The 14735-nt window shown below is 37.7% G+C and carries 12 protein-coding genes; 7 read left to right on the forward strand and 5 right to left on the reverse strand.

Going from position 1 to position 14735, the window contains the following annotated elements; genetic code table 11:
- Nucleotides 1-86 precede the first annotated feature (86 nt).
- Nucleotides 87-1313: a peptidase T gene (gene pepT, locus HMPREF9444_RS03800; RefSeq protein WP_009143039.1), complete on the reverse strand. Its 1227-nt coding sequence runs from the start codon at nt 1311-1313 to the stop codon at nt 87-89.
- A gap of 15 nt (nt 1314-1328) precedes the next feature.
- The gene (locus HMPREF9444_RS03805; protein WP_040909185.1) at nt 1329-2888 is read right to left on the reverse strand and encodes an AbgT family transporter; all 1560 of its coding nucleotides are present in this window, start codon (nt 2886-2888) and stop codon (nt 1329-1331) included.
- 417 nt (nt 2889-3305) lie between these two features.
- Here HMPREF9444_RS03805 and HMPREF9444_RS03810 point away from each other — a divergent pair, with 417 nt between their 5' ends.
- The 4 genes from HMPREF9444_RS03810 to HMPREF9444_RS03825 all read left to right on the forward strand — a co-directional run bounded on the left by HMPREF9444_RS03810 (nt 3306) and on the right by HMPREF9444_RS03825 (nt 6520).
- Complete coding sequence (locus tag HMPREF9444_RS03810; RefSeq protein ID WP_009143041.1) at nt 3306-3869, forward strand: hypothetical protein; 564 nt, start codon at nt 3306-3308, stop codon at nt 3867-3869.
- A gap of 15 nt (nt 3870-3884) precedes the next feature.
- A complete protein-coding gene (locus HMPREF9444_RS03815; RefSeq protein WP_009143042.1) occupies nt 3885-4859 on the forward strand; it encodes a Gfo/Idh/MocA family protein in 975 nt (324 codons plus the stop codon).
- Between the two features lie 134 nt (nt 4860-4993).
- The gene (infA, locus tag HMPREF9444_RS03820; protein ID WP_009143043.1) at nt 4994-5212 is read left to right on the forward strand and encodes a translation initiation factor IF-1; all 219 of its coding nucleotides are present in this window, start codon (nt 4994-4996) and stop codon (nt 5210-5212) included.
- Between the two features lie 183 nt (nt 5213-5395).
- Nucleotides 5396-6520 carry an iron-containing alcohol dehydrogenase gene (locus HMPREF9444_RS03825; RefSeq protein WP_009143044.1) on the forward strand — a complete coding sequence of 375 codons (1125 nt, stop codon included), beginning with the start codon at nt 5396-5398 and terminating at the stop codon, nt 6518-6520.
- Nucleotides 6521-6555: 35 nt separating this feature from the next.
- Here the strand turns inward: HMPREF9444_RS03825 and HMPREF9444_RS03830 are convergent, their stop codons facing one another.
- Genes HMPREF9444_RS03830 through HMPREF9444_RS03840 form a run of 3 tightly spaced genes read right to left on the reverse strand, consistent with a single transcriptional unit; the run spans nt 6556 to nt 8109 of the window.
- Entirely contained in the window at nt 6556-7179 is a 624-nt protein-coding gene (locus HMPREF9444_RS03830; protein ID WP_009143045.1) for a LysE family translocator, read from the reverse strand.
- Between the two features lie 19 nt (nt 7180-7198).
- Nucleotides 7199-7726: a tRNA adenosine(34) deaminase TadA gene (tadA, locus tag HMPREF9444_RS03835; protein ID WP_009143046.1), complete on the reverse strand. Its 528-nt coding sequence runs from the start codon at nt 7724-7726 to the stop codon at nt 7199-7201.
- Nucleotides 7726-8109 (reverse strand): diacylglycerol kinase, encoded by a 384-nt coding sequence (locus HMPREF9444_RS03840; protein ID WP_009143047.1) that lies wholly within the window; start codon nt 8107-8109, stop codon nt 7726-7728. The genes tadA and HMPREF9444_RS03840 overlap by 1 nt, the downstream gene beginning before the upstream one ends.
- 159 nt (nt 8110-8268) lie before the next feature.
- On the opposite strand from HMPREF9444_RS03840, the gene HMPREF9444_RS11055 reads away from it, so the two are divergent.
- The 3 genes from HMPREF9444_RS11055 to HMPREF9444_RS03855 form a co-directional block, all read left to right on the forward strand.
- Entirely contained in the window at nt 8269-8493 is a 225-nt protein-coding gene (locus HMPREF9444_RS11055; RefSeq protein ID WP_198002753.1) for a hypothetical protein, read from the forward strand.
- A gap of 179 nt (nt 8494-8672) precedes the next feature.
- On the forward strand, nt 8673-13322 hold the full coding sequence (locus HMPREF9444_RS03850; protein WP_009143049.1) for an alpha-2-macroglobulin family protein: 4650 nt from the start codon (nt 8673-8675) through the stop codon (nt 13320-13322).
- Nucleotides 13312-14735, forward strand: a 1424-nt coding sequence (locus HMPREF9444_RS03855; RefSeq protein ID WP_187363647.1) for a transglycosylase domain-containing protein, incomplete at its 3' end; no start/stop codon positions are given. The genes HMPREF9444_RS03850 and HMPREF9444_RS03855, both read left to right, overlap by 11 nt.

A 14735-nucleotide genomic window follows, 5' to 3' on the forward strand; every position in this document is an offset into this window, starting at 1 on the left:
TTCACCCTTTAGAAAATATGCATGCCAAGCACACGAAAAAACCGGAATAAATCCGGTTTTTTCACTATGGTTAACGGTGATACTTTTTAAGAGGCAGCCAACTCAATGAGCTTTAACGTCATTCTGCAGGATTTCTCCAAAGCATCTATCGGCAAAAACTCTGCATAAGAGTGGAAATTATGTCCGCCGGTAAAGTAATTCGGAGTTACCAAACCTTTTGCCGACAAAGCCGATCCGTCAGTACCGCCGCGCATAGCAATAGTATTTGGAGTAATGCCCAATTCATCGCATGCTTTATACAGCATAGCAATTGGCTTATCGCTGGGAGTTACGTTATTACAGATGTTCTCGTAAACATCTTCAATCTTGATATCAATTTTGGCTCTGGGATACATTTCCTTAAGCTTATCAACACAAGATAAAATATATTCTTTTCTCTTTTGATAATTAGCCTTATCAAAATCACGGATATGAAGATCAAGAGTACAAAACATCGGATCAGACTTAATACCGACAAACCACCAATAACCGTCTTTCTTATCAGTACACTCCGGTGTTTGATTTCTATCAAACATCGAAACAAAATCATGCGCAACTAAAAGCGGATTTACCAATACGCCTTTTGCTGACATCGGATGTGCGCTTATTCCCTCAATCTTTAACCGAGCCGATCCGGCATTGAAAGTTTCATAAACTATTTCACCGACGGCACAGCAATCAATAGTATATGCATAAGACGGATCAAAATCTTTTAAATCTAAAAGTTTTGAACCGCGTAAACCTATTTCTTCGTCAGGAACAAAAGCTACCAAAATATCGCCGTGCTTAATTTCAGGATGCTCTTTCAAATAGGCAAAGGCTGACATGATATTTGCACCGGCAGCTTTATTATCCGCACCTAAAACGGAAGTACCGTCAGAGAATATAATCTTCTGTCCCACATAATTATTAAGCTCCGGATGTTCACTTAATTTAATTGAAATGCCCTCTTTTTCATTAAGAATGACATCCCCACCCTTATACTCAATAATCTGCGGTTTTACAACCGGACTTAAAGCAACATCAACAGTATCAAGATGAGAGACAAAGCCGATAGCATCGGCTTTGCAATTACCTTTTAAACGAGCAGTTAGAATACAATGCTCATTTAATTTAATATCTTCAAAACCGAGCTCTGCAAGTTCACCTTGCAAAAGACGAGCATATTCCCACTGCCCTTCAGAAGTAGGAACTTCGGTTCCGGCTGCGTTTGACTGACTTGAAATCTTTACGTAGCGGATAAAGCGTTCTACTAAATCTTCTTTTAATTCCATATATAATCCTTAACCCTAAACCTTCGGAGGATAATCAAAACCGCTGTCAAAACCGATAGGAATACCTATAATCCAGTAGGCATACAGAACTACAGTCAAAACAATCAGCAAAGCGATAGTATATGGAATCATCATAGAACACAAAGTACCTACGCCGGTTGCTTTGGCATAACGCTGACAATACATAATAAGCAGAGGATAGAACGGAAACAGCGGAGTAGACACGTTAACTGCACTGTCACTGACGCGGAAAGCTGCCTGAGTAAGCTCAGGAGAAATTCCGAGCATCATTAACATAGGAACGAAAATGGTAGATAAAATCGCCCATTTTGAAGTTGCTGAAGTAATAAGAATATTAAGCACGCCGGTAAGGAAAATAATACCGAACAAAGTAATTCCGGAAGGCATACCTAAATCTCTTAAGAACTCGGCACCGGAAATTGCAAGCAATGCACCTATATTAGATTTGCCGAAAACATAAAGGAATTGTGCAGCAAAGAAACAGAACACCATGAATGACAAAAGCATATGCATGATATTTTCCATTGCTTTAATCACATCGGTGGATGATTTAAAAGATCCTGAGCTGATTCCGTATACAACGCCTGGAATGGAGAAAAACAAGAACAAGAAAGGAACAAGACCCTGCATAACCGGTGACTTAGGAGATGTTAACGAACCGTCCGGAGCACGCAAGATTGAATTCTCGGGAAGGCACAATAACACGTATACTCCGAAAAACAGCAATGCAGCCGCAGTTGCTTTAATAAAAGCTTTATTTTCTTTCTCGGAAATAGGCTTTAAAGTTAATTCAGGATCATCTTTTAACTCCTGATCTAGCGGCATAGTGAGCTTTAAGCGCGGCTCAACTATCTTATCTGTCACATACCAGCAAGCAGCAATGACGAAAATAGTACCGCCTAACGCATAAAAATAATTGCAAAGTACATTTACCTGATAATTAGGATCGATTGTATGAGCTGCCGCCTGAGTAAATCCCTGCATTACAGGATCGATGATTGAAGGGGTAAAACTTGCAGTAAAACCGCCTGCCAAACCTGCAAAAGAGCAAGCAATACCTGCCAAAGGATGTCTGCCGCAGGCATAGAACATCAAAGCTGATACCGGCATTAAAACCACATATGCAGAATCTGATGCGATATGACACAAAATTGAAACTACGATAACGGCCGGAGTAAGAATTTTCTTCGGCGTAATAGTTAAAAGCTTTTTAAGCAAAACACCGATATATCCGCTTCCTTCTGCAATACCAATACCTAAAGTAGCAACGATGGTTATGCCCAAAGGAGGGAAAGCCATGAAATTACCGACCGAAGATACAAAAAGATCAAGCAAATTGGCCGGTGCCAACATGTTTAAGATTTCAATCTTTTTACCGGTATTCGGATGAATATAATCAAAATCAACAAAGGAAAGAGCAAAGGAAACCAAACAGGCAATGATAAATGCATAAATAAAGAGCATGGTAATATGAGGTAACTTATTACCGAGTCTTTCAACAGCATTTAAGAAGCGGTTCAACTTACTAAGCTGCGGTGCGGATGTATCTGTCATAAAAAACCTCTTGAAGATTTTTTGCATAACGCATCAAGACATGTCATTGAAAAAACATTCTGCAACAACTTATATCTGAAAAACTGATGGTACGAAGCAAAAAGCTTTTTCAATCAAGCAGGATCGTTTTATAAAAATATCGATATATTTCAAGAGGTTAGTAGAACTAACCTCAAAATAATTGTATAATTATACATTTAAATAACTTCTAAATGATCAAAAAAAGCTCCATATTCATGCATTACAGCGTTTTATCACATAAATTTAATGTTTAAAGCACTGTTTTTGTGCATTTTAAAGGAATATGTTTTTTGCTATTGCAAATATGTGAGATTTTTCAGGGCAATAGCGCAAACGGTTCTATATACTTACATAAGTGTAAGTCCATAACTTTTTAACACACAAAGTGATTTTGATATGAGTGAAAATAATTTAAAAACCCCAGATGAATTAAAAGAAGAAAAAAATGAAAAAATCCGTAAAAATTTACGGCTAATCGCCATCTTTGTAGCATTATGGTACTTCATCTCTGCAGGCTGGGGCTGGTATGAAGAAATACAGAAAGAAGAAGCACAGCAAGAGGTTGCGGCCGTTCTCCAGTCTGAAAATACTTTATATAACGCATTAAAACAAAATCTGGGCACAATCCCACCTTTTGATGCTAATTCTGTTCTTGGCGTCTCAGATAACATCACGCTTGAGCCTACCCGTAATGAGGATAAAATCAACGGAATTATCATCAATTTACATGATAAAAGCACTGTTGATGATAAAACATATGATACGATTTTCTCTTTAATCACAACCTTAGAGTGCGGTGAACAAAAAAGCGATCCTAAAGAAATAATGGATCTTTTAGGGTTAAAGAAAAGCGAGCAAATTGATCTTATTAAGGATAGTGCAGTACAAAGTCCTATTCTTTCTTATGATTTAAAGAAAAACGCTTCAACTAGTTTAAGTTTAAGCATCACTCTGCGTTAAAAATAAGGAGTAATAATGAAAGTCGGAATAATGGGAGCAGGAAAAATTGCTGCCACAATGGCCCAAACTATAAACGGCATGAAGCATCCTGAAGTTGAACTTTATGCCATTGCATCTCGCTCTCTTGAAAAAGCTCTGGATTTTGCGCAAAAGAACAATGTGACAAAAGCATTCGGATCTTATGAAGAGATGCTAAAAGATCCTGATGTGGATTTAATCTATATTGCAACACCTCACTCAGAGCACTACTCCAACATCAAATTATGCATTCAATATAAAAAGGCGATGCTTGTTGAAAAAGCTTTTACCGCAAACGCCTGTCAAGCTGAAGAAGTATTGGCTCTTGCCAGATCTAACCACGTATTTATTACTGAAGCAATTTGGACAAGATATATGCCGTCAAGAAGCATTATCGATAAATTGATTGAAATAGGTACTATCGGCAAAGTTCATTCAATTCAAGCAAATTTAGGATACCCGATTTTTCAGATAGACCGTATTTTTAAACCTGAACTTGCAGGCGGCGCGTTACTTGACATCGGCGTTTATCCGCTTAATTTTGCTTTAATGGCTTTCGGACACGAAGTAGCAAAAATTGAAGGAAGCTGTATAAAAGCTGATACTGGTGTTGACTTTATGGATAATATTGCACTCACCTTCAAAGACGGAAAATTCGCTTCTTTACATGCAACCTGTATGGGGCCTACCGACCGTATCGGATTTATTTACGGTGAAAAAGGCTATATTGCAGTAACGAACATAAACAACCCGGAAAAAATTGAAGTTTTTGATACCGATCATAAACTTGTTCGCGTCGTGCCGATTCCGCAGCAGGTAACAGGATACGAATACGAATTGCTGTCTTGTCTTGAGGCTTTAAAAACAGGTGCTCTTGAATGTAAAGAAATGCCGCATCAAAAGACTATTGAAGTTTTAAAACTGACTGACACCTTAAGACAGCTTTGGGGAATTCATTATCCTTTTGAATGAAACAAGATTACTTTTTTCATAAGCTAAAAGGCAGGAAAATATTATAGATCTTCTGCCTTTTAGTTTTTTTTAAGGTATAATTCACGCAGTTTTGGTGCCCGCAGGGCGTTGTATTAATTTTTTTTGATTTTTTTATGGCAAAAGAAGAAAGCATTGAGATGCAGGGAACTGTTCTTGAAACCCTGCCTAATACCACTTTTCGCGTACAGCTTGAAAACGGACATATCGTAATGGCCCATATCTCCGGAAAAATGCGTAAAAACTACATCCGCATTTTAACCGGTGACAAAGTTACCGTTCAGATCACTCCCTACGATTTGACCAAAGGCCGCATTACTTTCCGCGCCCGCTGATTTTCAAAATTTATTAATTAATCCTGACTATTGTTTATAGTCGGGATGTTTTTTTTGCCTTTTTTAAACAAATTATTTGATCTATTAGGCAAAAATTAAAAATTTTAGCCCCCTTTTGATTAAGATCAATCCTCTTTTTAAAGCTTTGTCTTATGCTGTAAAAAGTCTTTGGGGGATTTTCTTATGTCTATCAAAAAAGCCTTTCGAATTAAAAGTGAAATCATAAATTTTGATGATGTAACTTCCTTACTTACTTATCTTGATCTTAACAAAAACGATCTTCTTCTTACTGAAAGTCGTATTTTTGATAAATATCTTGAAAATAAAGTCAAAGATGCTCGCGTTATTATCCGTGATAACTATATATCCCACGGACCGAACTCAGAAAATCTTATTGAAAAGATAACTGCCGAATCAGGAGCTCAATGCTCAAGGGTTATAGGAATTGGCGGCGGTGCCGTTTTGGATCTGGCAAAGCTTTTGGCACTTGAAACAGCTGTTCCCGTAAAAAATCTATTTGCGCAGAATATCACTCTGCATAAAGCCCGTGAATTGATTTTAATTCCGACAACCCCGGGAACCGGCTCTGAAGTAACTCAATATTGTGCTGTATATGTTCCGGATTTAGGAGCCCAATTTATTTTAGATGATGAGGCCCTTTGTGCAGATCAAGCGATACTCTGTCCTGAATTTCTATCCGGAATTCCGCTTAAAGTTTTAGCAGCAAGCTCTTTTGATGCTTTCGTTCACGCTTTTGAGTCATATTTGTCACCGCTTGCCACCCCGTTTTCTCAAGCCTTAGCAAAAGATGCCATGCAGAAAATTCTTGAAGTATGGAAAGACGTTACCAGTCTTGGGGCTGCAGATCTTGAAAAAAGCTACAAGCAATTGCAAACGGCCGGAACTCTTTCGGGTCTGTCATACGCAAATGCCGGCTGTGCTGCAGTACATGCTCTCTCCTATCCCCTTTCGATAAGATTAAAAATTCCTCACGGTGAAGCTAATTATTTAGTGTTTAACGAAGTACTTAAAATTTATGCGGCTAAAAATCCTACCGGAGCTCTTGATGACATTGAAGAAATTATTGCATCAACTCTCAATTGCACCAAGGAAAACGCTTTAATTAAAAGTGATAATCTATGCGGAACTCTTATGCAGCGTAAACCTCTATCAAGCTACGGCATGAAAGAAAATCAAATCCTTGAATTTACGGATATGGTTTTAACCCGTCAGCATATGCTTATAGCAAACGGTTATGTACAGCTTACCGTAGGAGAAATCGCACAAATTTATAAAGATCTGCTGTAAATAGTATTTCCGCTTTTAACGATACAAGCGGAATCTTAACCTAAAAACAAGGTTGAGAGAGCTAAAACAACAAACAAAAGCGCCGACAGCCTATTTAAATAAAAACGGAAGGCTGGGCTTTTGACTTTGGACGCAAGAGCTCCGGCGCAAAAAGCCACAGCAGAAAAGACCAACAATGTAGCTGCAATAAAAGTAATTCCCTGAATCACCATCTGCAGTACCAAATCTATGCCTTGCGTATCTTTTGCAACAAATTGCGGAAAAAAAGCTAAAAAGAAAATCTGAACTTTAGGATTGGTAATATTCATAATAAGACCGCGCCGCCATAGCATAAGACCGGTCTTTTTTGAGCTCTCATTAGTCACTATTTCATCTTTGGCATGAACCCATGCTTTATATGCCAAATAAAACAGATATAAAGCACCTGCAAGCTTTATAGCAAAAAATAAAGCCGGAATTGCCGCTATTACTGCCGCGATACCGCATGCTGCGCACAACGTTTGAATTACAAGCCCCGAACATAAACCTATAACAACAATAATTCCGGAGCGCGGACCGTAGATAGCACTTTGAGATAAAACAAATAAATTATCAGGACCGGGAGCCATTGCTAAAACAATCGAAGCTAAACAAAAAGCAGTCCAAACCGAGAAATCCATGTTAAATCCTTATGTACTATTAACGATTTTTCTGCCAAAAGCGCGTCATGCCCCGCTCTAAAATCCAGTCTCTGCCTTCTTTCTGCATACTGCGCCGCATTTTAAAAAAACTTTTTAAAAGATCCGAGCAAGAAGACTCAAGCACTCCGCCCTCAACATCAATTTTATGATTATGTCTTGAATCGATAAGGATGTCAAAAACAGATCCGCATGCGCCCGTTTTCGGATCTTTTGCTCCATATACAAGACGCTTTAACCTGGCATGAATCAAGGCTCCTGAACACATGCAGCAAGGTTCTAAAGTGACATACATGGTAAGGTCGGTAAGACGATATGTATCTAGTATTTTTCCTGCGTTGCGCAAAGCCACGATTTCAGCATGAGCACAAGGATCGTTGTCAATAATTGTCCGATTACAACCTACAGATACTATTTCTTTTGCTGCATTAACTATAACGGCACCGACCGGAATCTCCCCTAAATCCCAAGCATGACGTGCCTGACTTAAGGCAAGAGACATAAAGTATTCGTCATTCACATCCGCCACTAAAAACTCCAAAACGCAAATTTAGACATAATTGCAGCAAAATAAGCAAACAAAGTTAAAATTAAAAGCACGAACACGCATGCAGATCCCAAGTCTTTAGCTCTGCCGGAAAGTTCATGATATTCATTTCCAATGCGGTCAACCACCGCCTCAATCGCGGAGTTAACCAGTTCAAAAGCGATAGTAAGCCACGGCAGAACAATTAAAAGCAAAAGAACAGCTAAATCATCAGCAAGATAAAAAGACAAGATAGTAAGAGGGATAGCTAAAAACAGCTCCTGCCGTACGGCAGCTTCATACTTAAATCCTGCCTTAAATCCTTTAAAACTGTAATAGCCTGCGTTTAAGATCCTTCTTAAACCTGTAGCACCGGGTTTAGCCATTAAAATATAACCTCGATCCTTTTTCTACTCTAAAAATTCAATGTAGATTATCTTTTTAGCTAAAAACAAAATCAAGCTGCAAATTTAATAAAAAAACTAACGAATCATGCAAAAAGCACCTAAACTAAAAAGAGAGATTCAAACAATATGGAGTTAAATATGCCTACTACAATTAAAGATGATCATTTTAATGTTCTTGCTACTTTCGACGGAAGAAAATTAGTCGATCCGAAATTCAAAACCATTGCAACATTTGATGGAAACAAGCTGCAGGACTCACATTTTAAAACAATTTTAACCTTTGACGGCAAAACCATCAAAAACCCAAAACATGCAATAATAGCCACATTTGACGGAAAAACATTAAAAGATACTAAACTTTAAGCCCATCTGTACTTTTGACGGCAACTCCATTAAAGATACAAAATTTAAAATTCTCGCCAAAGTCGACGGACACATTAATATTGCAGTTCTTGCCTTTTTGCTCAAATTACTTGATTTATCCTAAGTTTACTCTAGGTTTTAAAAAGTAAACTAAAAAAGCATACAAATAAGGAGTTAATATGCGCCATACGTCTATACCGCTTGCAATAATACTCACTGCATTATTTGCGCAAGCTCAGGCTGCAGATCTCACCATTACAAAAATAATTGAAAGATCGGAAATTACCCCGCCTTCTGTATGTTTTTTATTTAATGATTTAATGCAGGGCTCCAAAAGCGAAGCTAACCTTGAAGGTTTTATTGAGCTTTTTTCTGATAACAAAAAGATAACTGCTGTTCCCTCTTTAAATGAAAATACTTTATGCCTTAACTCATTAAGGCACGGAACCTCCTATACTGCAATTTTAAAAAAGGGCCTTGCCTCTAAAAACGATTTAAAATTGTCAGCAGATGTCAAAAAAACTTTTACGCTTGCAAAAGCACCCTCTTCTTTAACTTTAGAAAAAGGCAACGTAACTACATTAAGCGAACCGACAATAACGCTTAACACCGTAAATCTTCAAGCTGTTAAGCTTTATTTATACAAATTATCCTTATCTGATCTTAATGCCCTTGATCTTTACCGTTACAGCGTTGAAAACATTTCACGTTATGAAATCGCTGATCTGATAAAAAATCACGGTATTTTAATTTTAGAAAAAGAGCTGCAGTTAAACGGGCAAGAAAATGAAAAATTGCAAAGTACGATTAATATAAGCTCATTAACAAAAGACATGGATAAAAGCGGCCTTTATCTTACCGTTGTCGCGCAAAAAGATTTTGATATAAATAACCGAAACGATCTTTTTAATACCGACCTTCTTTATCAAGGCAAAATTATTGCAGTATCAGACTTGGGATTAACCGTTTATAAAGGTTCTGACGGGCTTTATGCGGCAATAAAAAGTTTTAAAGACGTAAATCCTATAGAAGATGCAAAATTAACTTTACTGACACGCAACAATATAGCGCTTTATGAGACTGTAACCGACCCAAACGGCTTTGCTTTTATACCTCAAAACTATCTTAACGGCAAAAATGCCGATGCTCCTCTTGCCATTATCGCCGCAAAGAGCAATGACGTTTTTGCCGTTGATTTACGCAAATCCCCTATTTTTCTTGAAGGCAATGACGGTCAGGATGTAAGTACTCTGCCTTATAACTGCTATCTTTTTACCGAGCGAGGAATCTATCGACCCGGTGATACAGTTCACTTTAACGCTATAGTCCGTGATGAACTGTTTAAAGCCGTGCAAGAAAAAAAATTTACATTAAAAGTTTTCAACTCTCGCGGCGTTAATGTAGAAAATATAGTACTTAAAGACAAAGGTATGGGATATTATTCCTATGACTATCCATTATCAAAAGAAGCTGCGCGCGGACTCTGGACATTTAAGCTGTATTCAGGGAATAAGCTGCTTAAAAATTTATCAATAAACGTAAACGAGTTTGTTCCGAATATTGTTTCGGCAAAATTTACCGAAGTGCCGAAAAAAATCAGTGCCGGCAACAATATATTAAAACTCAACGCTTCTTATAACTATGGCACTGCAGCAGAAAATCTTAAACTCTACCCTAACGTTTACTACTCAGTTGATAATCATCCTTTTGCCGAATTTAAAGACTTTCACTTTTCCATTGATGCAAAGGACAGTGCTGATTTTACGAACTTTGACAATTTACCCGAATCCGTAACGGATAAACAAGGCAACAGTTCTTTTAGAATTAAAGTTTTTGACAATAATGTTCCGCAAACTGCTACTGTCAACGTCAATTTAATTACCCCCAATAATCAAAATATTACTTTAAATAATAAAGTTAAAATCGACTTTCCGCACAACCTCATCGGGATAAAAGAAACCCAATTAAATTCCGATGAAAAGACTCTTTCTTTCGTTTTATGTTCTCCTGAAGGGAAAAGTATTATCGGCAAAGGAAGCTACACGCTTTATAAAGAAAATATCGACTATCAATATGTGTTTACCGATAACCGCTGGCAGTTCAAGCAAATCGTGTCAAAAACACCTTTAACCTCAGGAAGGCTTGATTTCAAAAGTGCAAACGATCCTTTAAATTTAAACATCAAGCTTAACGACGGATCATATTTAATTGAAGCAAAGAGTGACGGAATATTAACGAGCCTGCGTTTTTATCAAGGTTATTCTTCCTACCTTACTCCTGAGGTTCCGGAGCGTTTTGTTTTAAGTTCTGATAAAAAACAATATCAAAAAGGCGACGATATTACTTTAACTTTTGAAAGTCCTTATTCAGGCTCCGCGATCTTGGCCCTGGGCAGCAAAAGCGTCAGCCAACTGCAAAATATAAAAGTTGAAAAGGGACATAATTCATTTACTTTTAAACTAGACGATGACTTTTATCCCGGAACCCATGCCCTGTTAACTGTTTTTTCGGTTGATAAACAACATAACCCGCGCCGCGCAATAGGTCTTAACTATCTGCAATTTAAACCTGATGAATCAATTATTACAATTTCCTCTGAGTTTAAACAAAATGATATAAAGCCAAATAGCAGCATAACCATTCCTCTTAAACTTGAAGGTGCTGATAACAATACCTTAATCAAAGCATATCTTGTAGACGAAGGAGTTTTAAATCTTACAGGCTTTAAAGGCATTAAACCTGAATCCATTTTTGATAAGCCGCGTCTTTCTTATGACATTTTTGATTCTTACGGCAATATCATCAAAAAGGCTCAAAAAAACAACCAAGGCTACGGAGATGGCGGCATGGCTGAAGCCTCCTTGCTGCAATCTTTAAGCTCTGTTCCTTATAAAGTTATAGCTCTTGAAAGCAAAGTTATAAAAGCAGATAACGGACAAGCGCAAATCAATTTTGACATTCCTAATTTTTCAGGGGCCCTGCATTTGATGGCCTTTGCGTGGAATAACGATAAAGTCGGATCTTTATCTTCTATTTTTACCGTCAAAGACCAAGCGGTAGTCGATTTGGCTTTGCCGAATTATTTAATCAAAGGTGACAAATCGGAGGTTAAGCTCACTATAAACAATCTTGAAGAATTACATGAAAAATTTATGGTAAATATCGCATGCAGCGGTTCTGTTGCCTGCTCTTTAAATAAAACAGTAAGTACGCCGTTAAATACCCTATCTAAAACCACGCTGCAGCTTAACACTCTAGGTTTAGGTCAAGGTAAAATTAATGTGCTTGTAAAAAACGATAATTATTCCTATGAGGAAACTTATCCTATTGATGTTATAAGTTCTTATCCAAGCAGCTTGGAAAAGCACAGTTCTTATGTTGCTCCCAACAACACGTTTACCTTTAAATTTAAAGAAAAATTTGATCAAGAAGCAGTCAGATCTCTATGCACAGGTCCTTTGCCTTTAATCAATCAGCCTGCATTCATCAAAGATTTAAACAATTTATCTTCACCTTCGACTGAAGAACGCGCTTTGCGGATTTTAAGCAGAACCAACTTAGCTGACGACCCAACCGTCAATGCCGCAATTGATGAAGATATCGATGCTCTATGCGCATATCTGAATGCAGCAGGCTCTTTTAATGCAGACACTTATGATTATAAGCGCCAACAATATATTGACGCACTAGGCGCACAGGCTCTATTTTTAATGCAACAGGAAGGTTTTTATATTCAAGAACCGATAATAAAACTTATAAATAACAATATATTGCAGTTGTCAAGGACCGCACAATATCCTGCAAAGGCAGTAGCATACTTTGTGCAGACCCAAAACAACAACGTTAATTTGGCAGCACTGCGTTACTGTTTTGACGAAGAAAGACCGCAAGATCTTTTATCACAAAGCGCCTTTATCAAAGCTTTTGCGTTATCCGGTGATAGAGACAGGCTAAATGAAGCTATAGACAGAGCAAAAAATGCAGCTGCCGAGTTTGAAACACTCAACAGGAAACTTAAAGGAAAACTTAATAAAGAAGAAAGAGAAAAACTCATAAACAGTCTTTCTGTTCTTGATCCTTTATCTCAAGGCAAGATTTTCTTATGCTACAGCCTAATAGAAGCACTTGCATACAGCGGTGAATTTCTGAAAATAAATGAATTTATCGAAGCTTTCGGAATAAATTTACTTTCCGATCCTTATTTAAGCCCTCTTGATGAAGCATCAATACTTATTGCCGCAAAAGCACTTAATCTTGACGAAAAACGCCAAACGGTTTCCTGCAAAGTTTTAAGCGCAAATGACGATATAAGCTATAAAAATGATGAAAATAAGGGCATCTATGCTACTGCAGCAATTTTCGGACAAACTCAAAAGGCTCCTGCTAATACCTCTTCAGGCATTAAGCTTACAAAAACATTCTATGATGAAAGAGGTAAAGTTTTAAAACCTCCCTATAACGTCTTACAAAATGAAAAAGTTATTGTCAAACTTGAAATTGATTCAAAACAAGCGACATATAACTCACAAATTATTGTGCGTGATCTGTTTCCGTCGGGGTTTATCTTTGAGCGAGAGATCTTACCTTATGAAAATCAATATCCTTTCATAAAAACAAGTGAAACATACGTAATTAGTCAGCACAGCAGTCATGAGTTACTTTTAAATTTAAGTGATTTTAACAACGGCAAAATAATAAAGGCTTATGTTTTGCGCGGAGCATATCCCGGCAAATATATAATTCCGTCAAGTCTTGCCTATTGCTTAAATGATGCTTCTTTAAGAGCTGCACTGAATAATAACGGAGAAATTGTTATTCATGAAAATTAATCGTTTTATCAAAATCCTTTGCTTCGGCGTTTTGCTGATGTTTGCCGCAGCGCTTATCTTTATCATAATCGCTGCATTTTGTGCTCCGGATTTGACAAAAACATCTTCAATAGGAAAAATCGCGTTTAGTAAAGACAATACCGTTATCGCATATACACCGGCCCCCGATACCCGATATCGCTTTAAGACTGACAGCAATGATGTTGATCCATTATATTTAAAAATGCTGCTTGCAGCAGAAGATGAACGTTTTAACTACCATCTTGGAGTTGATCCCATAGCTGTGATCCGCTCCTTTTCTCTTAATGTCTTACATCAAGAAATAGTATCCGGTGCATCTACCCTCGCCATGCAGGTCATAAGGCTCAACGAGCCCGGCAAGCGTACTTACCTTAATAAATTAAAAGAAGCGTTTAAAGCGGTACACCTTACACTGTTTCACGGAAGAAAAGCAGTACTTGACGATTATTTAACAATTGCGCCATTTGGCGGCGGCATCGAAGGCGTAACAGCAGCTTCTTTGTTCTGGTTTAATCACCTGCCTGACAAGTTAACACCTGCAGAAGCCGCTCTTCTTGTTGCAATTCCGCGATCTCCTGAAAAAATCCGTCCAGATCGCTTTTATCAAAGAGCCAAGCATTATCGTGATAAAGTATTAAAAAAAGCGTATTTAGACGGGATTATAAAAAAAGATATTTTAATTGCGGCAACGTCCGAACCACTTCCCCGCAATTTTTCTTATCCATATGAACCAGCTTTTCACTTGGGACATAAATTATTTAAAGAACACAAAGATCAAAATTTATTTATAACTTCTATAGACAGCGATATTCAGCGGACACTAAATAAATTTATTGATTCTTTTAAAGAGCAGTCATTACCTGATGAGGAAATAGCTGCGCTTGTAATCGATAACGCCGATCACAGCGTCTGTGCTTATGCGGGGTCCAAAGATTACAGACATACCGAGCTTGATTTAACACAAGCAATCAGATCGCCGGGATCCGCTTTAAAGCCTTTTGCCTACGCTTTAGCTTTTGCCGAAAACAAACTGCACCCTAAAACAATTCTTAATGACGAGGCCGAAGCTTTCGGAGCCTATACTCCCCAAAATTTTACCCGCAATTTTAAAGGAACAATTCCTGCAGACTACGCCTTATACAACTCATTAAACCTTCCGGCATTAACTGTATTTAGTGCTCTAGGTCCGGAAAAATTCTTATATGAAATAAACAAAAATCAACATAATATTTTCCTTCCGGACGGCGCAAGGGCAGGACTGCCAATTATTTTAGGCGGCTGCGGAATAAGTCTTTACAACTTAACTGCACTTTATACTACATTATTTAACGATGGTATATTCTTTTCCCCTAAAACTCTCATAACCATGATCTTAAGGATCGCTAAAACTTA

Source organism: Succinatimonas hippei YIT 12066, assembly GCF_000188195.1.
GTDB lineage: Bacteria > Pseudomonadota > Gammaproteobacteria > Enterobacterales > Succinivibrionaceae > Succinatimonas > Succinatimonas hippei.

Bases quoted from the DNA above. Each gene is read 5' to 3' on its own strand.
- HMPREF9444_RS03830 (WP_009143045.1), bottom strand. From the start codon at position 7,179: ATGGATTTCTCGGTTTGGACTGCTTTTTGTTTAGCTTCGATTGTTTTA.
- infA (WP_009143043.1), top strand. From the start codon at position 4,994: ATGGCAAAAGAAGAAAGCATTGAGATGCAGGGAACTGTTCTTGAAACC.
- HMPREF9444_RS03810 (WP_009143041.1), top strand. From the start codon at position 3,306: ATGAGTGAAAATAATTTAAAAACCCCAGATGAATTAAAAGAAGAAAAA.
- HMPREF9444_RS03850 (WP_009143049.1), top strand. From the start codon at position 8,673: ATGCGCCATACGTCTATACCGCTTGCAATAATACTCACTGCATTATTT.
- HMPREF9444_RS03815 (WP_009143042.1), top strand. From the start codon at position 3,885: ATGAAAGTCGGAATAATGGGAGCAGGAAAAATTGCTGCCACAATGGCC.
- HMPREF9444_RS03840 (WP_009143047.1), bottom strand. From the start codon at position 8,109: ATGGCTAAACCCGGTGCTACAGGTTTAAGAAGGATCTTAAACGCAGGC.
- HMPREF9444_RS03825 (WP_009143044.1), top strand. From the start codon at position 5,396: ATGTCTATCAAAAAAGCCTTTCGAATTAAAAGTGAAATCATAAATTTT.
- HMPREF9444_RS11055 (WP_198002753.1), top strand. From the start codon at position 8,269: ATGCCTACTACAATTAAAGATGATCATTTTAATGTTCTTGCTACTTTC.
- HMPREF9444_RS03805 (WP_040909185.1), bottom strand. From the start codon at position 2,888: ATGACAGATACATCCGCACCGCAGCTTAGTAAGTTGAACCGCTTCTTA.
- pepT (WP_009143039.1), bottom strand. From the start codon at position 1,313: ATGGAATTAAAAGAAGATTTAGTAGAACGCTTTATCCGCTACGTAAAG.